The 25,603-nt window shown below is 40.6% G+C and carries 28 protein-coding genes; all 28 read left to right on the top strand.

The window, feature by feature from the left end:
- Window positions 1-30 precede the first annotated feature (30 nt).
- The 28 genes from M1G12_RS02750 (at window position 31) to M1G12_RS02615 (ending at window position 25,592) form a co-directional block, all read left to right on the top strand.
- Window positions 31-810 carry an alpha/beta hydrolase gene (locus tag M1G12_RS02750; protein WP_247949381.1) on the top strand — a complete coding sequence of 260 codons (780 nt, stop codon included), beginning with the start codon at window positions 31-33 and terminating at the stop codon, window positions 808-810.
- Window positions 811-943: 133 nt separating this feature from the next.
- The gene (locus tag M1G12_RS02745) at window positions 944-2,164 is read left to right on the top strand and encodes a peptidoglycan bridge formation alanyltransferase MurM (protein ID WP_247949380.1); all 1,221 of its coding nucleotides are present in this window, start codon (window positions 944-946) and stop codon (window positions 2,162-2,164) included.
- A 4-nt stretch (window positions 2,165-2,168) separates the two neighbouring features.
- Window positions 2,169-3,401 (top strand): aminoacyltransferase, encoded by a 1,233-nt coding sequence (locus tag M1G12_RS02740; RefSeq protein WP_247949379.1) that lies wholly within the window; start codon window positions 2,169-2,171, stop codon window positions 3,399-3,401.
- Between the two features lie 78 nt (window positions 3,402-3,479).
- Window positions 3,480-4,181: a M57 family metalloprotease gene (locus tag M1G12_RS02735; protein WP_001267186.1), complete on the top strand. Its 702-nt coding sequence runs from the start codon at window positions 3,480-3,482 to the stop codon at window positions 4,179-4,181.
- A 38-nt stretch (window positions 4,182-4,219) separates the two neighbouring features.
- Window positions 4,220-6,067 (top strand): excinuclease ABC subunit UvrC, encoded by a 1,848-nt coding sequence (gene uvrC / locus M1G12_RS02730; RefSeq protein WP_001061166.1) that lies wholly within the window; start codon window positions 4,220-4,222, stop codon window positions 6,065-6,067.
- Complete coding sequence (locus M1G12_RS02725) at window positions 6,057-6,911, top strand: metallophosphoesterase family protein (RefSeq protein ID WP_000680852.1); 855 nt, start codon at window positions 6,057-6,059, stop codon at window positions 6,909-6,911. Before uvrC ends, M1G12_RS02725 begins: the two co-directional genes overlap by 11 nt.
- A gap of 173 nt (window positions 6,912-7,084) precedes the next feature.
- Window positions 7,085-7,690: a nitroreductase family protein gene (locus M1G12_RS02720; protein ID WP_000670177.1), complete on the top strand. Its 606-nt coding sequence runs from the start codon at window positions 7,085-7,087 to the stop codon at window positions 7,688-7,690.
- Between the two features lie 13 nt (window positions 7,691-7,703).
- On the top strand, window positions 7,704-9,104 hold the full coding sequence (pepV, locus tag M1G12_RS02715; protein WP_049516311.1) for a dipeptidase PepV: 1,401 nt from the start codon (window positions 7,704-7,706) through the stop codon (window positions 9,102-9,104).
- A 53-nt stretch (window positions 9,105-9,157) separates the two neighbouring features.
- Complete coding sequence (locus M1G12_RS02710; protein WP_033686520.1) at window positions 9,158-9,736, top strand: uracil-DNA glycosylase family protein; 579 nt, start codon at window positions 9,158-9,160, stop codon at window positions 9,734-9,736.
- Between the two features lie 114 nt (window positions 9,737-9,850).
- Entirely contained in the window at window positions 9,851-10,138 is a 288-nt protein-coding gene (locus M1G12_RS02705) for a rhodanese-like domain-containing protein (protein ID WP_025172880.1), read from the top strand.
- A 275-nt stretch (window positions 10,139-10,413) separates the two neighbouring features.
- Window positions 10,414-11,739, top strand: coding sequence for a branched-chain amino acid transport system II carrier protein (gene brnQ / locus M1G12_RS02700; protein WP_247942236.1), 1,326 nt, complete (start codon window positions 10,414-10,416; stop codon window positions 11,737-11,739).
- Between the two features lie 97 nt (window positions 11,740-11,836).
- Window positions 11,837-12,874: a M42 family metallopeptidase gene (locus M1G12_RS02695; RefSeq protein WP_084863016.1), complete on the top strand. Its 1,038-nt coding sequence runs from the start codon at window positions 11,837-11,839 to the stop codon at window positions 12,872-12,874.
- Between the two features lies 1 nt (window position 12,875).
- Complete coding sequence (locus M1G12_RS02690) at window positions 12,876-13,346, top strand: HIT family protein (RefSeq protein WP_247942237.1); 471 nt, start codon at window positions 12,876-12,878, stop codon at window positions 13,344-13,346.
- Between the two features lie 2 nt (window positions 13,347-13,348).
- A complete protein-coding gene (gene ldcB, locus M1G12_RS02685) occupies window positions 13,349-14,065 on the top strand; it encodes an LD-carboxypeptidase LdcB/DacB (RefSeq protein ID WP_247942238.1) in 717 nt (238 codons plus the stop codon).
- Between the two features lie 122 nt (window positions 14,066-14,187).
- A complete protein-coding gene (gene rplK / locus M1G12_RS02680) occupies window positions 14,188-14,613 on the top strand; it encodes a 50S ribosomal protein L11 (RefSeq protein WP_001085807.1) in 426 nt (141 codons plus the stop codon).
- A 207-nt stretch (window positions 14,614-14,820) separates the two neighbouring features.
- Window positions 14,821-15,510 carry a 50S ribosomal protein L1 gene (rplA, locus tag M1G12_RS02675; RefSeq protein ID WP_001085684.1) on the top strand — a complete coding sequence of 230 codons (690 nt, stop codon included), beginning with the start codon at window positions 14,821-14,823 and terminating at the stop codon, window positions 15,508-15,510.
- A gap of 487 nt (window positions 15,511-15,997) precedes the next feature.
- The gene (locus tag M1G12_RS02670) at window positions 15,998-16,756 is read left to right on the top strand and encodes a class I SAM-dependent methyltransferase (RefSeq protein ID WP_247949378.1); all 759 of its coding nucleotides are present in this window, start codon (window positions 15,998-16,000) and stop codon (window positions 16,754-16,756) included.
- Between the two features lie 85 nt (window positions 16,757-16,841).
- Window positions 16,842-17,354 carry an adenine phosphoribosyltransferase gene (locus tag M1G12_RS02665; RefSeq protein ID WP_020902089.1) on the top strand — a complete coding sequence of 171 codons (513 nt, stop codon included), beginning with the start codon at window positions 16,842-16,844 and terminating at the stop codon, window positions 17,352-17,354.
- A 288-nt stretch (window positions 17,355-17,642) separates the two neighbouring features.
- Window positions 17,643-18,587: a homoserine O-acetyltransferase MetA gene (metA, locus tag M1G12_RS02660; RefSeq protein ID WP_042750438.1), complete on the top strand. Its 945-nt coding sequence runs from the start codon at window positions 17,643-17,645 to the stop codon at window positions 18,585-18,587.
- A gap of 8 nt (window positions 18,588-18,595) precedes the next feature.
- On the top strand, window positions 18,596-19,273 hold the full coding sequence (locus tag M1G12_RS02655; RefSeq protein WP_237447317.1) for a DnaD domain-containing protein: 678 nt from the start codon (window positions 18,596-18,598) through the stop codon (window positions 19,271-19,273).
- Window positions 19,274-19,370: 97 nt separating this feature from the next.
- Complete coding sequence (tpiA, locus tag M1G12_RS02650) at window positions 19,371-20,129, top strand: triose-phosphate isomerase (protein ID WP_136937198.1); 759 nt, start codon at window positions 19,371-19,373, stop codon at window positions 20,127-20,129.
- A 37-nt stretch (window positions 20,130-20,166) separates the two neighbouring features.
- Entirely contained in the window at window positions 20,167-21,777 is a 1,611-nt protein-coding gene (gene lytC, locus M1G12_RS02645) for a choline binding-anchored murein hydrolase LytC (RefSeq protein WP_084928875.1), read from the top strand.
- 232 nt (window positions 21,778-22,009) lie between these two features.
- On the top strand, window positions 22,010-22,528 hold the full coding sequence (locus M1G12_RS02640; protein WP_033685403.1) for a Dps family protein: 519 nt from the start codon (window positions 22,010-22,012) through the stop codon (window positions 22,526-22,528).
- Between the two features lie 131 nt (window positions 22,529-22,659).
- Entirely contained in the window at window positions 22,660-23,166 is a 507-nt protein-coding gene (locus tag M1G12_RS02635; protein ID WP_237447316.1) for a dihydrofolate reductase, read from the top strand.
- Window positions 23,166-23,336, top strand: coding sequence for a hypothetical protein (locus M1G12_RS02630; protein ID WP_000442260.1), 171 nt, complete (start codon window positions 23,166-23,168; stop codon window positions 23,334-23,336). Before M1G12_RS02635 ends, M1G12_RS02630 begins: the two co-directional genes overlap by 1 nt.
- A 36-nt stretch (window positions 23,337-23,372) precedes the next feature.
- Window positions 23,373-24,605 carry an ATP-dependent Clp protease ATP-binding subunit ClpX gene (clpX, locus tag M1G12_RS02625; RefSeq protein ID WP_012972566.1) on the top strand — a complete coding sequence of 411 codons (1,233 nt, stop codon included), beginning with the start codon at window positions 23,373-23,375 and terminating at the stop codon, window positions 24,603-24,605.
- A gap of 8 nt (window positions 24,606-24,613) precedes the next feature.
- Entirely contained in the window at window positions 24,614-25,201 is a 588-nt protein-coding gene (gene yihA, locus M1G12_RS02620; protein ID WP_247949377.1) for a ribosome biogenesis GTP-binding protein YihA/YsxC, read from the top strand.
- Window positions 25,202-25,211: 10 nt separating this feature from the next.
- On the top strand, window positions 25,212-25,592 hold the full coding sequence (locus tag M1G12_RS02615) for a RidA family protein (protein WP_001140420.1): 381 nt from the start codon (window positions 25,212-25,214) through the stop codon (window positions 25,590-25,592).
- The last annotated feature ends 11 nt before the right edge of the window (window positions 25,593-25,603 follow it).

Below are 25,603 nucleotides of genomic sequence, written 5' to 3'. Positions count from 1 at the left end.
TTTTTCTTATAGAAAAATAGAGGAAAAATTATGGCAGTAATGAAAATCGAGTATTACTCACAAGTTTTGGATATGGAGTGGGGAGTGAATGTCCTCTATCCTGATGCTAATCGAGTGGAAGAACCAGATTGTAAAGACATTCCAGTCTTGTACCTCTTGCACGGGATGTCTGGTAATCATAATAGTTGGCTCAAGCGGACCAACGTAGAACGCTTACTTCGAGGAACCAATCTCATCGTTGTTATGCCCAATACCAGCAACGGTTGGTATACCGATACCCAATATGGTTTTGACTATTACACAGCTCTAGCAGAGGAATTGCCACAGGTTCTGAAACGCTTCTTCCCTAATATGACTAGCAAGCGTGAAAAGACCTTTATCGCTGGTCTCTCCATGGGAGGCTACGGCTGCTTCAAACTGGCTCTTGCTACAAATCATTTTTCTCATGCAGCTAGTTTTTCAGGTGCCCTTAGTTTTCAAGATTTTTCTCCTGAAAGCCAAGATTTGGGAACACCAGCTTATTGGAGAGGTGTTTTTGGAGAGATTAAAGACTGGACAGCTAGTCCTTATTCTCTTGAAAGTCTGGCTAAAAAATCGGATAAAAAGACCAAACTTTGGGCTTGGTGTGGCGAGCAGGATTTCTTGTACGAAGCCAATAATCTCGCAGTGAAAAATCTCAAAAAACTGGGATTTGATGTGACCTATAGCCATAGTGCTGGAACTCACGAATGGTACTACTGGGAAAAACAATTGGAACGGTTCTTAGCAACCCTACCAATCGATTTCAAATTAGAAGAGAGATTAAGCTAGTTTAGTTTGTATTACTCTTTCAATAACCATGTCTTCTATGGAATAGAAACTAAAATATGTTTTTACTAGACTTTCTAAACAAAAATAGTAGAATAGTAGTTAAATTCTATTATTGTTGGAAAGAGAGTAAGAGATGTATCGTTATCAAATTGGCATTCCCACATTAGAATATGATCAGTTTGTTAAAGAACATGAATTAGTCAATGTATTACAAAGTAGTGCTTGGGAAGAGGTTAAGTCTGATTGGCAACATGAAAAGTTTGGCGCCTACCGAGGAGATAAATTACTGGCTACAGCTAGTATTTTGATTAAAACTCTTCCTCTAGGCTATAGAATGTTTTATATCCCAAGAGGTCCTGTTTTAGATTATAAGGATGCTAAACTCCTGAACTTTGTTCTTCAATCCATTAAGTCCTATGCTCGAAGCAAGAGAGCGATTTTTGTGATTTTTGACCCAAGTATTTGCTTATCGCAAAGTTCAATCAAGCATGAAAAAACAGAATATCCTGAAAATATGGCTATTATTGAAAATTTGCAAAGAATGGGAGTAAGGTGGTCAGGAAAGACCGATGGAATGGGGGATACTATTCAGCCTCGTATTCAGGCAAAAATATACAAGGAAAACTTTGCAGAAGATAAACTTTGCAAGTCAACAAAACAAGCCATTCGATCATCTAGAAATAAGGGTGTAGAGATTCAGATTGGTGGTTATGAATTGTTGGAATCTTTCTCGTTTTTGATGAAAAAAACTGAGAAGCGAAAAGATATCCATTTGAGGAATGAAGCTTATTATAAAAAATTGTTAGATAATTTTAAGGATAAGGCCTACATAACGCTGGCTACTCTAGATATCGCTAAGCGTTTGCGAGAATTAGAAGAACAGTTAGCGAAAAACTTAGCGTTGGAAGAGTCGTTTACTGAGTCGACTCGAACTTCAAAAGTAGAAGCCCAGAGAAGGAAAAAAGAGCGTTTGGTGGAAGAAAGAGCTTTCTTGCAGAGATATTTGAATGAAGAAAAAGCAAACATTCCTTTAGCAGCTACTTTGAGTTTGGAATTTGGTAATACCTCTGTTAATCTATATGCTGGTATGGATGATGCTTTTAAACGTTATAATGCACCAATTTTAACTTGGTATGAAACAGCTCGTTATGCTTTTGAGCGAGGTATGGTGTGGCAAAATTTAGGTGGTGTTGAAAACTCTCTCAATGGTGGACTTTACCATTTTAAGGAAAAATTTAATCCAACGATTGAAGAATACTTGGGTGAGTTTACAATGCCCACCCATCCTCTCTATCCTCTGTTAAGACTTGCTCTTGATTTCCGTAAAACATTAAGAAAAAAACATAGAAAGTAAGTATATGGCACTAACTACACTCACGAAAGAAGAGTTTCGTACTTATTCTGATCAGGTTTCTTCTCGTTCTTTTATGCAATCTGTCCAGATGGGGGACTTATTAGAAAAAAGAGGGGCTCGAATTGTTTACCTTGCTTTGAAACAAGAAGGAGAGATTCAAGTTGCAGCTCTGGTTTATAGCTTACCTATGTTAGGTGGTTTGCATATGGAGCTCAATTCGGGGCCTATTTATACGAGAAAAGAATCCCTGCCAGTTTTTTATGCGGAGTTAAAAGAATATGCTAAGCAGAATGGTGCATTAGAGCTAATTGTAAAACCTTATGAAACTTACCAAACTTTTGATAGTGATGGTAATCCAATAGATGCTGAGAAAAAAAGTATTATTCAAGGTTTGACTGATTTGGGTTATCAATTTGATGGTTTAAAAACAGGTTACCCAGGTGGAGAACCGGATTGGTTATATTGTAAAGATTTGAATGAGCTAACTGAAAAGACCTTGCTTAACAGTTTTAGTAAAAAGGGGAAAGCTTTGGTGAAAAAGGCTGATACATTTGGTATTCAGTTGAAAAAATTAAATCGTGAAGAACTTTCAATTTTTAAATATATAACAAAAACAACCTCTGAACGTCGAGAATATAGTGATAAAAGTTTAGAATATTATGAGCATTTTTATGACTCTTTTGGAGAAAAAGCCGAGTTTGTAATTGCTATTCTAAATTTAGGAGAATATATACAAAATTTAATACATAAGCAAAAAGAATTATCTGAAAAAATAGCTACCTCATTACTCTTATTAGAACAATATCCAGATTCTGCACAAAAGAAAAAAGAACACAAAGAGTTGGCTAGGCAGTATGAAAGCTTTGAAGTTCGAAAAGCAGAAGCACGAGAGTTGATTAAAAAATATGGAGAGAAAGATCTTGTCTTAGCAGGTAGTTTATTTATTTATATGCCTCAAGAAACGACCTATCTTTTTAGTGGTTCCTATACTGAGTTTAATAAATTTTATGCACCAGCTTTGCTTCAGAAATATGTTATGTTGGAAAGCATAAAACGTGGGATCCCTAAATACAACTTTCTAGGGATTCAAGGGATTTTTGATGGTAGTGATGGTGTTTTACGTTTTAAACAAAATTTTAATGGTTATATTGTACGTAAAGCAGGAACTTTCCGTTATTATCCATCTCCCATAAAATATAAAGCTATTCAGTTACTTAAAAAAATATTAGGACGCTAAGATAAGAAAATCGGTCTTTAGGTTTCTTTCAGCTTGTTTTAGTAAAATAGCTTTTATTTGCTAGAAAGGTGGAGAGACATGCGCTGGATTTTTTGTTTGATAGGGGCTTTCTTTTCTTTTGTGTGGCGTTTGTTTTGGCGCCTGGTTTGGATAGTTGTGCTCTTATGTGCGTTTGCTTTCGGACTTCTCTGCTATCTGAACGGGGATTTTCAAGGAGCGCTAAAGCAGGCAGAACGGTCAGTCAAGATTGGTCAACAAAGTATCGACCGATGGGAAAAAACAGGGCAACTGCCTAAGTTGAACCAGACAGATAGCCACCAGCATTCTGAAGGAAGGTGGCCACAGGCCTCTGCTCGTATTTACTTGGATCCCCAGATGGATTCACGCTTTCAAGAAGCTTATTTAGAAGCGATTCAGAATTGGAATCAAACGGGTGCTTTTAACTTTGAAATTGTCACCGAGTCCAGCAAGGCAGATATCTTGGCTACGGAGATGAATGACGGAGGTACTCCTGTGGCAGGAGAGGCGGAAAGTCAGACCAATCTCTTAACAGGACAATTCTTGTCTGTAACGGTGCGTCTGAATCATTATTATCTGTCCAATCCTGACTATGGCTATTCCTATGAGCGCGTTGTCCATACGGCAGAACATGAGTTGGGTCATGCGATTGGCTTGGACCATACAGATGAGAAGTCTGTCATGCAACCTGCGGGTTCCTTTTATGGTATCCAGGAAGAGGATGTTGCAAACCTTCGAAAAATATATGAGACTAGTGAGTAGGGAACAATCTTTCCCTACTTTTTTGCTATAATGGAATTATGAACAACTTGATTAAATCAAAACTAGAGCTCTTGCCGACCAGCCCTGGTTGTTACATTCACAAGGATAAAAACGGTACCATTATCTATGTAGGAAAGGCTAAAAATCTGCGTAACCGCGTGCGGTCCTATTTTCGTGGAAGTCATGATACCAAGACGGAAGCTCTGGTGTCTGAAATTGTAGATTTTGAATTTATTGTTACGGAGTCTAATATTGAGGCACTTCTCCTAGAAATTAATCTGATCAAGGAAAATAAGCCTAAATACAATATCATGCTCAAGGATGATAAGTCTTATCCTTTCATCAAAATCACTAATGAGCGCTATCCTCGTTTAATTATCACCCGTCAGGTCAAGAAGGACGGCGGTCTCTACTTTGGACCTTATCCAGATGTGGGGGCAGCCAATGAAATCAAGCGGCTGCTGGATCGAATTTTCCCTTTTAGAAAGTGTACCAATCCACCGTATAAGGTCTGTTTTTACTACCATATCGGCCAATGCATGGCCCACACTATCTGTAAGAAGGATGAGTCCTACTTCAAGTCTATGGCTCAGGAGGTTTCTGATTTCCTAAAAGGGCAGGATGACAAAATCATTGATGACCTCAAGGGCAAAATGGCAACGGCAGCCCAGTCTATGGAGTTTGAACGTGCGGCAGAATACCGTGACCTGATTCAGGCTATTGGAACGCTTCGAACCAAGCAACGGGTCATGGCTAAGGATCTCCAGAATCGTGATGTCTTTGGCTACTATGTGGACAAGGGTTGGATGTGTGTGCAGGTTTTCTTTGTCCGTCAGGGAAAACTCATTGAACGTGACGTCAATCTATTCCCCTACTACAATGATCCGGATGAGGATTTTCTAACCTATGTAGGACAATTCTATCAAGAAAAATCTCATCTAGTTCCCAATGAGGTGCTGATTCCGCAGGATATTGACGAAGAAGCTGTCAAGGTCTTGGTGGATACCAAGATTCTCAAACCCCAGCGTGGAGAGAAAAAGCAACTAGTCAATTTGGCTATAAAGAATGCTCGAGTCAGTCTAGAGCAGAAGTTCAATTTGTTAGAAAAATCTGTCGAAAAGACCCAAGGAGCTATTGAAAATCTAGGTCGTTTGCTCCAAATTCCCACCCCAGTTCGCATCGAGTCCTTCGATAACTCCAACATCATGGGAACTAGTCCTGTTTCAGCCATGGTGGTCTTTGTCAACGGAAAACCTAGTAAGAAGGATTACCGTAAGTATAAAATCAAGACTGTCGTCGGGCCAGACGACTATGCTAGTATGCGAGAGGTCATTCGCAGGCGCTATGGTCGAGTACAGCGTGACGGTTTGACTCCTCCAGATTTGATTGTGATTGATGGGGGACAAGGTCAAGTCAATATTGCCAAGCAAGTCATTCAAGAGGAGCTGGGCTTGGATATTCCCATTGCAGGTCTGCAAAAGAATGATAAGCACCAAACCCATGAATTGCTCTTTGGAGATCCGCTTGAGGTGGTGGAGTTATCTCGCAATTCTCAGGAATTTTTCCTCCTCCAACGTATACAAGATGAGGTCCACCGCTTTGCTATAACTTTCCATCGCCAACTGCGCTCGAAAAATTCTTTTTCATCACAACTGGATGGAATTGAAGGGCTGGGACCTAAACGCAAGCAGAATCTCATGAAGCATTTCAAGTCTCTAACAAAAATCAAGGAAGCCAGTGTGGATGAGATTGTCGATGTTGGAGTACCTAGAGCTGTTGCAGAGGCTGTGCAGAGGAAGTTGAACCCGCAGGAAGCAGTGGAATTAGCTCAAGTGGCGGAAGAAAGAGTAGATTACCAAACGGAAGGAAACCACAATGAAACATAAAATCGCAATTTTATCAGATATTCATGGAAATGCGACGGCTTTAGAAGCAGTGATTGCAGATGCTAAAAATCAAGGAGTCAGTGAATACTGGCTTCTGGGAGATATTTTTCTTCCCGGTCCAGGTGCAAGTGACTTGGTAGCCCTGCTAAAGGACCTTCCTATCACAGCCAGTGTTCGAGGCAATTGGGATGATTGTGTCCTTGAGGCCTTGGATGGTGAATATGGTTTGGAACATCCACAAGAAATCCAGTCAATGCGAATGACCCAGTTTTTGATGGAGCGAATGGATCCTGCAACGATTGTCTGGTTACGAAGCTTGCCTTTGCTGGAAAAGAAAGAGGTTGCTGGGTTGCGCTTTTCTATCTCTCATAATTTACCTGACAAAAATTATGGGGGTGACTTGTTGGTTGGGAATGATACAGAAAAATTTGACCAACTGCTAGATGAGGAAACGGACGTGGCAGTCTATGGTCATGTCCACAAGCAGTTGCTTCGTTACGGCAGTCAAGGGCAACAAATCATCAATCCAGGGTCGATTGGCATGCCCTATTTTAATTGGGAGGCGTTAAAAAATCACCGTGCCCAGTATGCCGTGATAGAAGTTGAAGATGGGGAATTGGTAAATATCCTATTTCGTAAAGTCGCTTATGACTATGAAGCGGAGTTGGAGTTGGCCAAATTCAAGGGGCTTCCTTTTATCGAAATGTATGAAGAGCTACGACGAGAAGACAACTATCAGGGGCACAATCTGAAACTCTTAGCCAATTTAATAGAAAAGCATGGGTATGTAGAGGATGTGAAGAATTTCTTGGAGGCTATAAAGTCAGAATATAAGATGGACTAGTTTCTTTAAGCAGCTGAAAATTAATTGGAACTGGATGAGGGGATTCCTGATTTAAATGGTTTTCTTCATTCGGTTGCTTATCCTTGTTCCAGTTTGTTTCTACGAAAAATCTCTGCAAGCTCTTTCAAATTATGGTAGAATGGAAGCAGTAGAATTAGAAAAGGAAATCGATTATGAAATTTCTTGAATTAAATAAAAAACGTCATGCGACTAAGCATTTCACTGATAAGCCAGTTGATCCTAAGGATGTGCGTACGGCTATCGAAATTGCAACCTTGGCACCAAGTGCCCACAACAGCCAGCCTTGGAAATTTGTGGTGGTACGTGAGAAAAATGCCGAACTAGCAAAATTGGCTTACGGTTCAAACTATGAACAGGTATCATCAGCGCCTGTAACTATTGCCTTGTTTACAGACACAGATTTGGCTAAACGTGCTCGTAAGATTGCCCGAGTTGGTGGTGCTAACAATTTCTCAGAAGAGCAACTTCAATATTTTATGAAGAATTTGCCTGCTGAATTTGCCCGCTACAATGAACAACAAGTCAGCGACTACCTAGCTCTCAATGCAGGTTTGGTTGCTATGAACTTGGTTTTGGCTCTTACAGACCAAGGAATCGGATCAAATTTGATCCTTGGATTTGACAAATCAAAAGTCAATGAGGTTTTGGAAATTGAAGACCGTTTCCGCCCAGAACTTTTGATTACAGTGGGTTACACAGACGAAAAATTGGAACCAAGCTACCGCTTGCCAGTAGATGAAATCATCGAGAAAAGATAGGAAGAAGAAAAAAATGACAGCAATTGATTTTACAGCAGAAGTAGAAAAACGCAAAGAAGACCTCTTGGCTGACTTGTTTAGCCTTTTAGAAATCAACTCTGAACGTGATGACAGCAAGGCTGATGCCCAGCATCCATTTGGACCTGGGCCGGTAAAAGCTTTGGAGAAATTCCTTGAAATTGCAGACCGTGATGGCTACCCAACTAAAAATGTTGATAACTATGCAGGACATTTTGAGTTTGGTGATGGAGAAGAAGTTCTCGGTATCTTTGCCCACATGGACGTGGTTCCAGCTGGTAGCGGTTGGGACACAGACCCTTACACACCAACTATCAAAGACGGTCGTCTCTATGCGCGTGGGGCTTCAGATGACAAGGGACCTACAACAGCTTGTTACTATGGTTTGAAAATCATCAAAGAATTGGGACTTCCAACTTCTAAGAAAGTTCGTTTCATCGTTGGAACAGATGAAGAATCAGGTTGGGCAGACATGGACTACTATTTCGAGCACGTAGGACTTGCAAAACCAGACTTTGGTTTCTCTCCAGACGCTGAATTCCCTATCATCAATGGTGAAAAAGGAAATATCACGGAATACCTCCACTTTGCAGGTGAAAATGCGGGTGCTGCCCGTCTTCACAGCTTTACAGGTGGTTTGCGTGAAAACATGGTACCAGAATCAGCAACAGCAGTCGTTTCAGGTGATTTGGCTGACTTGCAAGGGAAACTAGATACTTTTGTTGCAGAACACAAACTCAGAGGAGAAATTCAAGAAGAAAACGGTCAGTACAAGGTTACCATCATTGGTAAATCAGCGCATGGTGCTATGCCTGCTTCAGGTGTCAATGGTGCGACTTACCTAGCCCTCTTCCTTAGCCAGTTTGACTTTGCTGGTCCAGCCAAAGACTACCTTGACATCGCTGGTAAGATTCTCTTGAATGATCATGAGGGTGAAAGTCTCAAGATTGCCCATGTGGATGAAAAGATGGGTGCCCTTTCTATGAATGCTGGCGTCTTCCGCTTTGATGAAACAAGCGCTGATAATACCATTGCCCTTAATATCCGCTATCCAAAAGGAACAAGCCCAGAGCAAATCAAGTCAATCCTTGAAAACTTGCCAGTTGCTTCTGTTAGCCTTTCTGAACACGGTCACACGCCTCACTATGTGCCAATGGAAGATCCACTTGTCCAAACCTTGTTGAATGTCTATGAAAAACAAACTGGTCTTAAAGGTCACGAGCAAGTCATCGGTGGTGGAACCTTTGGTCGTTTGCTAGAACGCGGTGTTGCCTACGGTGCTATGTTCCCAGACTCAATTGACACCATGCACCAAGCTAATGAATTTATCGCCTTGGATGATCTCTTCCGAGCAGCAGCAATCTATGCCGAAGCTATTTACGAATTGATCAAATAAAACGATAGAAGTCTGAGATTGTATGCTTAGACTTCTTTTTGGAGGGAGAGTAGATGTCTCAAATTGAAAAAATCAAGCAGGCTATTATGGCAGATCCGCAGAATGCTACCTATACAGAGCGTGGCATTGAGCCTCTCTTTGCAGCACCAAAGACTGCTCGCATCAATATCATCGGTCAGGCACCGGGGCTTAAAACCCAAGAAGCAGGACTTTATTGGAAAGATAAGAGTGGTGACCGCCTGAGAGACTGGCTAGGTGTGGATGAAGATACCTTTTACAATTCAGGATATTTTGCTGTTCTGCCTATGGATTTCTACTTTCCAGGACATGGCAAGTCAGGAGACTTACCACCGAGAGCAGATTTTGCAGAAAAATGGCATCCACAGCTCTTGCAAGAATTACCAGATATCCAATTGACCCTCTTGATTGGCCAATATGCCCAAGCCTACTATTTACAGGAGAAAGTCAGTGGCAAAGTGACAGAACGGGTAAAACATTACCAGAACTACTTGCCAACCTATTTTCCACTAGTTCACCCCTCGCCGCGAAATCAAATCTGGATGGCCAAAAATCCTTGGTTTGAGTCAGAAGTGGTGCCAGATTTGAAAAAAAGAATTAAAACTATTTTATAGTCAATGAAAATCAAAGAGCAAACTAGGAAGCTAGCCGCAGGCTGTACTTGAGTACGGTAAGGCGACGCTGACGTGGTTTGAATTTGATTTTCGAAGAGTATTAGGAGAAAAAGAATGAAAGAAATTTCCTTTGACGCATTTTACCAGCTTTACCAAAATGACCAACTTTCTCTAGTGGACGTGAGAGAAGTGGATGAGTTTGAAGCTCTTCATTTAGAAGGTGCTCAGAATCTTCCTCTGAGTCAATTAGCTGATACTTATGATCAATTGGACAAGGATCAGTTACATTATGTTATTTGTAAATCTGGAATGAGATCGGCGCGTGCTTGCCAATTCCTATCAGAACAAGGTTATGAGGTTATCAATGTCCAAGGTGGCATGATGGCCTTTGAAGAACTTTAATACTCAATGAAAATCAAAGAGCAAACTAGGAAGCTAGCCGCAGGCTGTACTTGAGTACGGCAAGGTGAAGCTGACGTGGTTTGAAGAGATTTTCGAAGAGTATAAACATTAGAATTTTCTCCTACTTGGCGTGGACTGGGTAGGGGATTTTATTTTTAGACAATTCTCATTTTTAAGAATCTTGAAAACATTCAATATTTACTTCGTGAAGCTTTTTTCATACTCTCATTCATGATATACTAGGTCAGTATTTTATAAATATGAAGGAGATTTTCATGGCTAAAAAAGGTGCCTTAACAGGTTTACTCCTGTTTGGAATATTTTTTGGTGCGGGGAACTTGATTTTTCCGCCTTCTCTGGGTGCTCTATCTGGAGAACATTTTCTTCCTGCCATCGCAGGTTTTGTCTTTTCAGGCGTCGGTATCGCCGTTTTGACTCTTATTATTGGAACGCTAAATCCTAAAGGATATATCTTCGAGATTTCAACAAAGATAGCGCCTTGGTTTGCGACTCTTTACCTCTCAGTTCTTTACTTGTCAATCGGTCCATTCTTTGCTATCCCACGTACAGCTACAACAGCTTACGAAGTAGGGATTAGCCCTCTTTTGTCGGATGCAAATAAAGGTCTTGGTTTGATTATCTTTACAGTTTTGTATTTTGCAGCAGCCTATTTGATTTCGCTTAATCCATCAAAAATTTTGGACCGTATCGGCCGTATTTTAACGCCAGTCTTTGCGATTTTGATCGTTATCTTGGTTGTTTTAGGAGCTTTCAAATACGGTGGAACAAGTCCTCAAGCTGCTTCAGCTGCTTATCAAGCTTCTGCCTTTGGTACAGGCTTCCTAGAAGGTTATAATACTTTGGACGCCCTTGCCTCAGTTGCCTTCAGTGTAATCGCAGTTCAAACCTTGAAACAACTTGGATTTTCAAGTAAGAAAGAATACATTTCAACTATTTGGGTTGTTGGTATCGTTGTTGCCCTTGCCTTCAGCGCTCTTTACATCGGTTTAGGTTTCCTTGGAAATCATTTCCCAGTACCAGCTGAAGCGATGAAGGGTGGAACACCTGGTGTTTACATCTTGTCACAAGCGACTCAAGAAATCTTTGGCTCAACAGCTCAACTCTTCCTTGCAGCTATGGTTACCGTAACCTGCTTCACAACAACGGTTGGTTTGATTGTGTCTACAGCTGAGTTCTTTAATGAGCGCTTCCCACAAATCAGCTACAAGGTTTATGCGACAGCCTTTACCTTGATTGGATTTGCCATTGCCAATTTGGGTCTTGATGCGATTATCAAGTACTCCATTCCAGTACTGGTTATCTTGTACCCAATCACGATTGCTATCGTTATGATTGTCATTGTCAACAAATTTGTGGCTCTTTCAAAACCAGGTATGCAGTTGACAATTGCTGTGGTTACAGCTATTGCCATTGCAAGCGTACTAGGAAGCTCATTTAAGGTTGAGTTTCTTGCAAATCTTGTCAACGCTCTTCCTTTTGCCAAGGCATCTCTCCCATGGTTGGTGCCAGCTATTGTCGGAATCTTGCTCTCATTGGTTCTACCAAACAAGCAAGAAAGCGATGTTTTTGAAATGGAATAATCACTAAAATCACTTTTGTAGTCAAGTCTACAGGAGTGATTTTCTTTTTTTATCCGATGATAAATGTGTTATAATAGGTAGCAAAAGAGGTGAAGAAATGAATCAAACAGTAGAATATATCAAAGAACTGACAGCTATTGCATCGCCAACGGGCTTCACTCGTGAGATTTCAGACTATTTAGTCAAGACTCTAGAAGGTTTTGGTTACCAGCCGGTTCGCACAGCCAAGGGCGGTGTCAATGTGACCATCAAAGGTCAAAATGATGAAGAGCACCGCTATGTGACTGCCCATGTGGATACGTTGGGTGCTATTGTCCGTGCTGTCAAACCAGACGGCCGTCTCAAAATGGACCGTATCGGTGGTTTCCCTTGGAACATGATTGAAGGAGAAAACTGTACTGTTCACGTAGCTAGCACAGGTGAAAAAGTATCAGGAACCATCCTCATCCACCAAACTTCTTGCCATGTCTATAAGGATGCAGGAACTGCAGAACGCACTCAGGACAATATGGAAGTGCGTTTGGATGCAAAAGTGACCAATGAAAAAGAAACTCGTGCTCTTGGTATTGAGGTCGGTGATTTTATCAGCTTTGATCCACGAACCGTCGTGACAGAGACAGGTTTTATCAAGTCTCGTCATTTGGACGATAAGGTCAGTGCAGCGATTTTGCTTAATCTGCTTCGTATTTATAAGGAAGAGAAGATTGAATTGCCCGTAACAACCCATTTTGCTTTTTCAGTTTTTGAAGAAGTAGGACACGGTGCTAATTCTAACATTCCTGCTCAGGTAGTAGAATATCTGGCTGTGGATATGGGAGCTATGGGGGATGATCAGCAAACAGACGAATATACAGTGTCTATCTGTGTCAAGGATGCTTCTGGACCTTATCACTATGACTTCCGTCAACATTTGGTTGCTTTGGCTAAAGAGCAAGATATTCCATTTAAACTGGATATCTATCCATTTTATGGTTCGGACGCTTCAGCAGCTATGTCTGCAGGGGCAGAAGTCAAACACGCCCTTCTCGGTGCTGGTATCGAGTCTAGCCATTCTTATGAGCGTACTCATATTGACTCGGTTGTCGCAACGGAACGTATGGTTGATGCTTATCTTAAGAGCGCATTGGTAGACTAATATGTGTTTGATTTGCCAGAGAATTGAACTCATCAAGAAGGGAGAAAATCCCTATTTTGTCAAAGAGTTGGAAACAGGCTATCTTGTGATCGGTGACCACCAGTATTTTGCAGGCTATAGTCTCTTTCTAGCCAAGGAACATGTCACCGAATTGCACCATTTGAAAAAGGAGACAAGACTCCGTTTTCTAGAGGAAATGAGTTTGGTGCAAGAGGCAGTTGCCAAAGCCTTTACTGCTGAGAAAATGAATATCGAACTGCTAGGAAATGGTGATGCCCATCTCCACTGGCATCTGTTTCCTAGACGAAGAGGTGATATGAATGGTCACGGTCTCAATGGACGTGGACCAGTCTGGTGGGTTCCCTTTGAAGAAATGACAGCAGAAACCTGCCAAGCAAAACCGGATGAGATTAAAAGATTAGTCAAACGTATATCGTCAGAAGTAGATAAACTATTAGAAATAAAGGAGTAGAAATGAAAAAAAGATACCTTGTCTTGACAGCTTTGCTAGCCTTGAGTCTAGCAGCTTGTTCACAAGAAAAAGCAAAAAATGAAGATGGCGCAGCTAAGACAGAACAAACAGCCAAAGCTGATGGAACAGTCGGAAATAAGTCTCAAGAAGCTGCCCAGAAAAAAGCAGAAGTGGTTAACAAAGGAGACTACTACAGCATCCAAGGGAAATACGATGAAATCATCATAGCCAATAAACACTATCCATTGTCAAAAGACTACAATCCAGGGGAAAATCCAACAGCCAAGGCTGAGTTGGTCAAACTCATCAAAGCTATGCAAGAGGCAGGTTTCCCGATTAGCGATCATTACAGTGGTTTTAGAAGTTATGAAACTCAGACCAAACTCTATCAAGATTATGTCAACCAAGATGGGAAGGCAGCAGCTGACCGTTACTCTGCTCGACCTGGCTATAGTGAACACCAGACAGGTTTAGCCTTTGATGTGATTGGGACAAATGGTGATTTGGTGACAGAAGAAAAAGCGGCCCAATGGCTCTTGGACCATGCGGCTGATTATGGTTTTGTTGTCCGTTATCTCAAAGGCAAGGAAAAGGAAACAGGCTATATGGCTGAGGAATGGCACCTTCGTTATGTCGGAAAAGAAGCTAAAGCAATTGCTGAGAGTGGTCTTAGTTTGGAAGAATACTATGGCTTTGAAGGCGGAGATTACGTCGATTAAAAAATAAACTTTTCTCTTGCAATTCTAGATAAATAGTGTATAATAGATGGGTATGTGTAAAGCATACTTGTGGGAGGTAAAAATCTCTAATTACCGCCAAAACCACAAAGGAGGATTTAAAAATGGCTAAAAAAGTCGAAAAACTTGTAAAATTGCAAATCCCTGCTGGTAAAGCTACACCAGCTCCACCGGTTGGACCTGCTCTTGGTCAAGCTGGTATCAACATCATGGGATTCACAAAAGAGTTCAACGCTCGTACAGCTGACCAAGCTGGTATGATCATTCCAGTTGTTATCTCAGTTTACGAAGATAAATCATTTACTTTCATCACTAAAACACCACCAGCTGCTGTTCTTTTGAAAAAAGCTGCAGGTGTTGAAAAAGGATCAGGTACACCTAACAAAACTAAAGTTGCTACAGTTACTCGTGCACAAGTACAAGAAATTGCAGAAACTAAGATGCCAGATTTGAACGCAGCAAACGTAGAGTCTGCAATGCGTATGATCGAAGGTACTGCTCGTTCTATGGGATTCACTGTTGTTGACTAATCAATAACACAGTAGAAAATCTCACAGCAGTCTATTAGTTACTTTTTATACTAGGCAAGTGACTGAGGCTTGTACTTGGGTACAGCAAGGGAACTTAACGAAGTAGGAAAAGAAAAATAATAGACTGAAAACCCGCAAGACTTCATCATTTCGAGAAGTGACGTGGGAGATGAAAATCGATTGAACCACTTACAAGGAGAATAGAAAATGGCTAAAAAAAGCAAACAACTTCGTGTTGCTCTTGAGAAAATCGACAGCACAAAAGCATACAGCGTAGAAGAAGCTGTAGCACTTGCAAAAGAAACTAACTTTGCAAAATTTGACGCAACTGTAGAAGTTGCTTACAACTTGAACATCGACGTTAAAAAAGCTGACCAACAAATCCGTGGAGCAATGGTATTGCCAAACGGTACTGGTAAAACTTCACGCGTTCTTGTTTTCGCACGTGGTGCAAAAGCTGAAGAAGCAAAAGCTGCTGGTGCAGACTTTGTTGGTGAAGATGACCTTGTTGCTAAAATCAACGACGGTTGGTTGGACTTCGACGTAGTTATCGCTACACCTGACATGATGGCTCTTGTTGGACGTCTTGGACGTGTCCTTGGACCACGTAACTTGATGCCAAACCCTAAAACTGGTACTGTAACAATGGATGTTGCTAAAGCAGTTGAAGAGTCTAAAGGTGGTAAAATCACTTACCGTGCTGACCGTGCAGGTAACGTTCAAGCAATCATCGGTAAAGTATCATTTGAAGCTGAAAAATTGGTTGAAAACTTCAAAGCATTCAACGAAACAATCCAAAAAGCAAAACCAGCTACAGCTAAAGGAACTTACGTAACAAACTTGACTATCACAACTACTCAAGGTGTTGGTATCAAAGTTGACGTAAACTCACTTTAATCAGTAGTTTATATCAGAGAACGAGTACGAAAGTACTCGTTTTTTTAGGTGCGACGGGCATTCCGTTCATCTGAGGTGTAAGTCCTCTGTGGGTACCATATACTAGTAAACCCAAAAGTGATTCCCAAGCCTGACTATTGTGAGTAGCTGATCGAGCGGCATTAGGATAGACTGTTTAAGTCTGACGCTGGAAATAAGAATCGGCAGAGAAAGAGATAGAGAAATCTTGGCTATACGAATAGGCACGTGATAGTAAAGCGTATATAGCGGATAAGGAGGCTAGCAACTCTAAAGTACAAATATGTAGTCGTAACCTATATGCGTAAACTACGTGAGCAATTAAATTCGAACTAGAGAGGTGATTAATAGATTTATGCTATAGTCATGGCAGACTGTATGCGTTTGATTATAGTTCATCAAATAATAAATTAGAATTATCAGATAATATAATTTTATGTTATAATAAAGAAAAAATAGAGGTGTTCAAATGTCAGAAGCAGGTCATAAGTTTTTAGCAAAACTGGGGAAAAAACGCTTACGTCCAGGTGGAAAACGTGCCACAGATTGGTTAATTGCAGAAGGAGGATTTTCAAAAGAAAAGAGAATACTAGAGGTTGCGTGTAATAGGGGAACTACAGCAATTGAGTTGGCACAGCGTTTTGGTTGTAAGATAACTGCTGTTGATATGGATGGACAAGCTTTAGAAGTGGCTAAAAAATCTGCTGAAAAGGCAGGTGTTGCTCATTTAATCAGTTTTGAAAGAGCAAATGCAATGAAACTTCCTTATGAAGATGCTAGTTTTGATATTGTTATAAATGAAGCTATGCTGACTATGCAAGCCGATCAAGCTAAGAAAAAATGTGTAATGGAGTATCTAAGGGTTTTAAAGCCTGAAGGTCTTCTCTTGACACATGATGTGCTTCTTAAGGAAGCTAAAGAGTCTGTCAGACAGGAACTGTCACAAGCAATTCATGTAAATGTAGGTCCTTTAACTCAAGATGGTTGGGAAGAGGTGATGATAGAATCAGGTTATCGTGATGTGAAAGTATTGACTGGTGAAATGACATTAATGAAATTATCAGGTATGATTTATGACGAAGGTTGGCTAGGAACTTTGAAAATTTGTGTAAATGCTTGTAAAAAGGAGAATAGAAAGCAGTTTTTAACTATGTATAAAATGTTCGCTAAGAATAAAAAGAAATTGGGCTTTATTGCCATGGCTAGTTATAAATCGTCAAATCGTTAGATAATTATTGAAGTTAACTTTTCCTTTTTTCTTTCTTAAAAAATATGCTATAATAGAGAGTAAAAACTTTGAAAGAAAGAAAAAGATGAATTTAAAAGATTACATTGCAACAATTGAAAATTATCCGAAGGAAGGTATTACTTTCCGTGATATCAGTCCTTTGATGGCTGATGGAAATGCTTATAGCTATGCTGTCCGTGAAATCGTTCAGTATGCTACTGATAAGAAAATCGACATGATTGTAGGTCCTGAGGCTCGTGGTTTTATCGTGGGTTGTCCAGTGGCCTTTGAGTTGGGAATTGGTTTTGCGCCTGTTCGTAAGCCAGGTAAATTGCCACGCGAAGTTATTTCTGCTGACTATGAAAAAGAGTACGGTGTTGATACCTTGACTATGCACGCGGATGCCATCAAGCCAGGTCAACGTGTTCTTATTGTAGATGATCTCTTGGCAACAGGTGGAACTGTTAAGGCAACCATCGAGATGATTGAAAAACTTGGCGGTGTTGTGGCAGGTTGTGCCTTCCTTGTTGAATTGGATGACTTAAACGGCCGTGAAAAAATCGGTGACTACGATTACAAAGTTCTGATGCATTATTAATGAAAAACAGTCCTTAGGGCTGTTTTCTCTACATTAGGATATAAAAATAGACTATAGCTAGTTAGAGAAAAACTATAATTGAAAACTATATCTTCTTGCAGTATAATAAAAGGACTAAGTGTTTGAGATTTAGTTTCATACTCAATGAAAATAAAAGAGCAAACTAGGAAACTAGCCGCAGGCTGTACTTGAGTACGGCAAGGCAACGTTGACGCGGTTTGAATTTGATTTTCGAAGAGTTTCAAACATATGCAATGATTCCTGAAAGAATACAGTTAGGAGAGGGTTATGCCGATTCGAATTGATAAAAAATTACCAGCTGTTGAGATTTTACGGACAGAGAATATCTTTGTCATGGATGATCAACGTGCGGCCCACCAAGATATCCGTCCTTTGAAGATTTTAATCTTAAATCTTATGCCACAAAAAATGGTCACAGAGACTCAGTTGTTGCGCCATTTGGCCAATACACCCCTACAACTGGATATTGATTTTCTCTATATGGAGAGCCATCGTTCTAAAACAACTCGTTCAGAACACATGGAGACCTTCTATAAAACTTTTCCTGAAGTCAAGGATGAGTATTTTGATGGGATGATTATCACGGGTGCTCCAGTTGAGCATTTACCATTTGAGGAAGTGGACTATTGGGAGGAATTCAGTCAAGTAATCGAGTGGTCCAAGACCCATGTCTATTCGACCCTTCATATCTGCTGGGGTGCTCAGGCTGGTCTTTATCTGCGCTATGGTGTGGAAAAATACCAGATGGACAGTAAGCTATCAGGTATTTATCCTCAGGATACTTTAAAAGAAGGGCACCTTCTCTTTAGAGGCTTTGATGATAGCTATGTATCCCCTCATTCACGGCACACGGAGATTTCTAAGGAAGAAGTCTTAAATAAAACAAATCTCGAGATTTTATCAGAAGGGCCACAGGTTGGGGTTTCGATTTTGGCTAGTCGTGATTTACGAGAAATTTATAGTTTTGGGCATTTGGAATATGACCGTGATACCTTGGCAAATGAATATTTCCGAGATCGTGATGCAGGTTTAGATCCACATATTCCAGAAAATTACTTTAAGGATGATGATGTCAATCAGACACCTTGTCTTTGTTGGTCTTCATCAGCAGCCCTCTTTTTCAGTAACTGGGTGAATTATGCGGTCTATCAGGAAACCCCTTTTGACTGGAGAAAAATAGAAGATGATGCTTCTGCATTTGGGTATTTATAAGAGGAATTATGACATATTTAGACGCTTTTAAATCAGGGAACTTGGTTTTACCGAGTGCCCTGCTCTTGCATTTTAAGGAACTCTTTCCTTCTAGCGATGATTTTCTAGTCTGGCAATTTTTCTATTTGCAAAATACGACAGGCTTAGAAGAAATGTCCCCAAGCCAGATTGCTGAAAGGATTGGCAAGGAAATTTCGGATGTCAATCAGGCTATTTCCAATCTGACGGAGAGGGGACTCCTTCAGTATCGAACGATCGAATTAAATGGTGAAATTGAATTGCTTTTTGATACTAGTTTGGCATTGGAACGTTTGGATGACCTGCTTGGAGCAGTTCATTCAAGTTCAGACCAGTTGACACCTCAAAATCATCTCAAAGATTTGGTGGAAACCTTCCAGCAGGAATTAGGACGATTGTTGACTCCTTTTGAGATTGAGGATTTGACCAAGACTCTTAAGGAAGATGGGACCAGTGCTGACTTGATCAAGGAAGCTCTTCGTGAAGCTGTTTTGAATGGAAAACCAAACTGGAAGTACATTCAGGCGATTTTGAGAAATTGGCGCCATGAAGGTATCAAAAGTGTGGCTCAAATCGAGGCTAAGCGGGCAGAGAGAGAAGCAAGCAATCCTCAGTTGACACAGGTATCTGCAGATTTTAGAAATGCTATGGATCTCTGGAAGGATTAATCCTTGTAAGCAGGCTTGAAATCCGAGTAAGATTTGCAAGCTGTGTCTAATTGTGATAAAATAAATAGAAAATAAATTGAAAAAAGAGGTATGTGAAATGTCACGTAAACCATTTATCGCTGGTAACTGGAAAATGAACAAAAATCCAGAAGAAGCTAAAGCATTCGTTGAAGCAGTTGTATCAAAACTTCCTTCATCAGATCTTGTTGAAGCAGGTATCGCAGCTCCAGCTCTTGATTTGACAACTGTTCTTGCTGCTGCAAAAGGTTCAAACCTTAAAGTTGCTGCTCAAAACTGCTACTTTGAAAATGCAGGTGCTTTCACTGGTGAAACTAGCCCACAAGTTTTGAAAGAAATCGGTACTGATTACGTTGTTATCGGTCACTCAGAACGCCGTGACTACTTCCATGAAACTGACGAAGATATCAACAAAAAAGCAAAAGCAATCTTTGCAAACGGTATGCTTCCAATCATCTGTTGTGGTGAATCACTTGAAACTTACGAAGCTGGTAAAGCTGCTGAGTTTGTAGGTGCTCAAGTATCTGCTGCATTGGCTGGATTGACTGCTGAACAAGTCGCTGCCTCAGTTATCGCTTATGAGCCAATCTGGGCTATCGGTACTGGTAAATCAGCTTCACAAGACGACGCACAAAAAATGTGTAAAGTTGTTCGTGACGTTGTAGCTGCTGACTTTGGTCAAGAAGTTGCAGACAAAGTTCGTGTTCAATACGGTGGTTCTGTTAAACCTGAAAACGTTGCTTCATACATGGCTTGCCCAGACGTTGACGGTGCCCTTGTTGGTGGTGCGTCACTTGAAGCTGAAAGCTTCTTGGCATTGCTTGACTTTGTAAAATAATTAGTAAGTAGCAAAAGCTAGGTGGAACAGCATTCAGATGTCTGTTCCATTTTTTATAAGGGAGGAAAGATTGAAAACAAAGATTGGAAAAATTGGATTAGCAAGTGCCTTTTTGCTTGGATTGATCGTTAATCAGGTGGCTGCAAATGAAGCTGAAGCGAAAGCATCTTCGGAAGAAAGCAGTGTTCAAGCTTCTTCTAGTAAGGTAGAAGAAAAGAAATCAGAAACGACTACAAGTCAAAAAGAAGAAGAGAAAAAGGTTGAGACTTCTTCTAGTCAGCGTCCAGAGAAAAAGGAAGAAGTAAAAGAGACGCGAGCTAGTAGTCAGAAAGAAGAAAGTAAGCCAAATTCAACATCAGCACATTGGGAAGGTGACTTCTATGTAAAAGCAGATGGTTCAAAAGCTAAGAGTGAATGGATTTTCGATACTAGCTACAATAGTTGGTTCTATATAAAAGCAGATGGTCGTTATGCTCAAAAAGAATGGCATGGAAACTATTACCTCAAAGCGGGTGGTTACATGGCTAAAAATGAATGGGTTTACGATAACAATTATAAGAGCTGGTTCTACCTCAAGGCAGATGGTTCTTATGCAGAACAAGAATGGCAGAAAATCAATGGCAAATGGTACTATTTCAAGAAGTGGGGCTATATGGCTAAAAGTCAGTGGCAAGGAAATTATTTCTTGAATGGTCAAGGTGCCATGATGCAAAACGAATGGCTTTATGATAATCATTATAAGAGTTGGTTCTATCTTAAGGCAGATGGTTCTTATGCTAATGAACAGTGGCAAAAGATTGATGGAAAGTGGTATTATTTCAAGAAGTGGGGATACATGGCTCAAGATGAGTGGCATGGAAACTACTATCTTACTGAAAGTGGTGTCATGGCAACAGGTGAGTTAATCATGGACGATACTCGTTATACTTTTGCTGATTCAGGGGAACTGAAAGAAAAGAAAGCCTTGAATGTTGGTTGGGTTTATCGAAATGGACACCGTTATTTCTTTAACCATCGTGAAGAACAGGTCGGAACTGACCGTGCTAAGAAGGTTATTGATGTCAGTGAGCATAATGGCCGCATTAGTGATTGGAAAAAGGTTATCCAGGAAAATGGGGTTGATGGCGTTATTGTTCGCTTGGGATATAGCGGTGTAGAAGATAAGGAATTGGCTTATAATATTCAAGAATTTAATCGACTAGGCATTCCTTATGGTGTTTATCTTTATACCTATGCAGAAAATGAAACAGATGCTGAGAATGATGCCAAGCAGACTATTGAACTCTTGAAGAAATACAAGATGAACTTATCTTATCCAATCTACTATGATGTTGAAAACTGGGAGTATGAAAATAAATCTAAGAAAGCTCCAGCAGATACAGACACTTGGGTTAAAATCATTAATAAGTATATGGAAACCATGAAGCATGCTGGTTACCAAAACGTGAAAGTTTATAGCTATCGTAAACTTTTGCAAACTCGTTTGAATCATCCAAATATTTTACAACATGTAAACTGGGTTGCAGCTTATACGGATGCGCTTGATTGGAACAATCCTCATTATTCAGGAGAAAAAGGATGGCAATATACTTCATCTGACTCTCTTAAAGGGATTCGAGGACAGGTTGATGTCAGTGTCTGGTATTAAGATGTAAAACTGAGAAAAGAGCCTACAAATTGTATGCTCTTTTCTTTATTTTATCTCTGTTAAGAGAGTTTGAAAGTGACTGGGTTTCATTCTAAAAAATTCTTAAATTATCAGTCTATTGCAACTTTTCTCATGTGAGTCATTTGGCTTGCTATTGGTTTTCCTTAGTAGTATACTAAGGTAGTAACCAGTAAGAAGTGGTTACAAATAATAATGAATGAGGTAAAATAAAATGGTAGAATTGAAAAAAGAAGCAGTAAAAGACGTAACATCATTGACAAAAGCAGCGCCAGTAGCATTGGCAAAAACAAAGGAAGTATTGAACCAAGCTGTTGCTGATTTGTACGTAGCCCATGTAGCTTTGCACCAAGTACACTGGTACATGCGTGGCCGTGGTTTTCTTGTATGGCATCCAAAAATGGATGAGTACATGGAAGCTCTTGATGGTCAATTGGATGAAATCAGCGAACGCTTGATTACACTTGGTGGTAGCCCATTCTCTACATTGACAGAATTCCTTCAAAACAGTGAAATCGAAGAAGAAGCTGGTGAATACCGTAATGTTGAAGAAAGCTTGGAACGTGTCCTTACTATCTACCGTTACTTGTCAGAACTCTTCCAAAAAGGTTTGGATGTTACTGATGAAGAAGGTGACGATGTGACAAACGGTATCTTTACAGATGCTAAAACTGAAACTGATAAAACAATCTGGATGCTTGCCGCAGAACTTGGACAAGCACCTGGTTTGTAAGAAATAGAATAATCATATAAAAATCTGTAGGATGCCTCTTACAGATTTTTTTCTATTCTGTAAGCTATTCCAAACCAGTCTTTTTTTGAGTTTTTTGATAAAATAGTACTATCAGTGAAAAGGATGGAAGCATGACTAAGAAAATTGTAGCTATTTGGGCCCAGGATGAAGAGGGTGTGATTGGTAAGGACAATCGTCTGCCTTGGTATTTACCAGCAGAACTGCAACACTTCAAAGAAACAACTCTGAATCATGCTATCTTGATGGGGCGCGTAACCTTTGATGGGATGGGGCGTCGCTTGCTTCCAAAACGGGAGACCTTGATTTTGACTCGTAACCCAGAAGAAAAGATAGATGGAGTTGCTACTTTTCACGATATCCAGTCTGTTCTAGACTGGTATCAGGGTCAAGACAAGAATCTCTATATTCTCGGTGGCAGACAAATTTTTCAGGCTTTTGAGCCCTACCTTGACGAAGTGATTGTGACTCACATTCATGCTCGTGTGGAGGGAGATACCTATTTTCCTGAGGAGTTTGACTTGTCTCTTTTTGAGACTGTTTCAAGCAAATCCTATACCAAAGATGACAAAAATCCTTATGATTTTACCATCCAATACCGCAAGAGAAAGGAAGTCTAATGGAACGTAGTATATTTGGTTTTTTCACAGCCATGCTGTGTTTGGTCTGCTTGCTTGCAGGGGCACAGGCTTTTCGTAAAAAGCGTTATGGACTTTCTGTCCTGCTCTGGTTAAATGCCTTTACCAATTTGGTCAATAGTATCCATGCTTTTTACATGACCTTATTTTAGATAGAATGACAGTATAGAATAGAACGGAAGGAAATCATGCCTACAAATAGGAATAATGATATGATGGTTTATTGCTCATTTTGTGGCAAAAGCCAGGAAGAAGTACAAAAAATAATCGCAGGGAACAACGCCTTTATCTGTAATGAATGTGTGGAGTTAGCCCAGGAAATCATTCGTGAGGAGTTGGCGGAAGAAGTCTTGGCAGACTTGTCTGAGGTACCAAAACCAATCGAACTTCTCCATATCTTGAACCACTATGTAATCGGTCAAGATCGTGCCAAGCGTGCCTTGGCAGTTGCAGTTTACAACCACTACAAACGCATCAATTTCCACGATACGCGTGAAGAGTCAGAAGATGTGGATTTGCAGAAGTCAAACATCTTGATGATTGGTCCAACTGGTTCAGGGAAAACTTTCCTTGCTCAGACCTTGGCTAAGAGCTTAAATGTGCCTTTTGCTATTGCGGATGCGACAGCTCTTACTGAGGCTGGTTATGTAGGTGAGGACGTGGAAAACATCCTCCTCAAACTATTGCAGGCTGCTGACTTTAACATTGAGCGCGCAGAGCGTGGCATTATCTACGTGGATGAAATTGACAAGATTGCTAAGAAGAGCGAGAACGTCTCGATCACACGTGACGTTTCTGGTGAAGGGGTGCAACAAGCCCTTCTCAAGATTATCGAGGGAACTGTTGCTAGCGTGCCGCCTCAAGGTGGACGAAAACATCCGCAACAAGAGATGATTCAAGTAGATACCAAAAACATCCTCTTCATCGTGGGTGGTGCCTTTGATGGTATTGAAGAAATTGTCAAACAACGTCTGGGTGAAAAAGTCATCGGATTTGGTCAAAATAATAAAGCGATTGATGAAAATAGCTCTTACATGCAAGAAATCATTGCAGAAGATATTCAAAAATTTGGTATTATCCCTGAGTTGATTGGACGTTTGCCTGTCTTTGCTGCTCTTGAACAATTAACAGTAGATGATTTGGTTCGTATCTTGAAAGAACCAAGAAATGCCTTGGTGAAACAGTATCAAACCTTGCTTTCTTACGATGATGTCGAGTTGGAATTTGACGACGAAGCTCTTCAAGAGATTGCCAATAAGGCTATCGAACGCAAAACGGGTGCGCGTGGTCTTCGCTCGATTATCGAAGAAACCATGCTAGATGTCATGTTTGAAGTACCGAGTCAGGAAAATGTGAAATTGGTTCGCATCACAAAAGAAGCTGTCGATGGAACGGATAAGCCAATCCTAGAAACAGCTTAGAGGTAACTATGGAAATCAATACACACAATGCTGAAATCTTGCTCAGTGCGGCTAATAAATCCCACTATCCGCAGGATGAACTGCCAGAGATTGCTCTAGCAGGGCGTTCAAATGTTGGCAAGTCTAGCTTTATCAACACTATGTTGAATCGTAAGAATCTAGCCCGAACATCAGGTAAACCTGGTAAAACCCAGCTTCTCAACTTCTTTAATATCGATGATAAGATGCGCTTTGTGGATGTGCCTGGTTATGGTTATGCCCGTGTTTCCAAAAAGGAACGTGAAAAGTGGGGGCGCATGATTGAGGAGTATCTGACAACTCGAGAAAATCTCCGTGCGGTGGTCAGTCTGGTGGATCTCCGTCACGATCCGTCAGCAGATGATGTGCAGATGTACGAATTTCTCAAGTATTATGAGATTCCGGTTATCATCGTTGCGACCAAGGCGGACAAGATTCCTCGTGGTAAATGGAACAAGCACGAATCAGCAATTAAAAAGAAATTAAACTTTGACCCAAGTGATGACTTTATCCTCTTTTCATCTGTCAGCAAGGCAGGGATGGATGAGGCTTGGGATTCAATCTTAGAAAAATTGTGAGGAAAAGAAAATGGCAAAAACAATTCATACAGATAAGGCCCCAAAGGCTATCGGACCATATGTTCAAGGAAAAATCGTTGGCAACCTTTTGTTTGCTAGTGGTCAAGTTCCTCTCTCTCCTGAAACTGGGGAAATCGTTGGAGAAACGATCCAAGAACAGACAGAACAAGTCTTGAAAAACATCGGTGCTATTTTGGCAGAAGCAGGAACAGATTTTGACCATGTTGTCAAAACAACTTGCTTCTTGAGCGATATGAACGACTTTGTTCCTTTTAACGAGGTTTACCAAACGGCCTTTAAAGAGGAATTTCCAGCTCGTTCAGCAGTAGAGGTAGCTCGTCTTCCTCGTGATGTAAAAGTCGAAATCGAAGTCATCGCAGAGATTGGATAAGCTAGTTGAAG

The sequence above is a fragment of the Streptococcus mitis genome, assembly GCF_023110375.1.
In the GTDB taxonomy this organism is placed as follows: Bacteria; Bacillota; Bacilli; order Lactobacillales; family Streptococcaceae; genus Streptococcus; species Streptococcus mitis_CI.
Note: the sequence above shows the minus strand (reverse complement) of the source record. Positions and strands in the feature narration are given on the sequence as shown.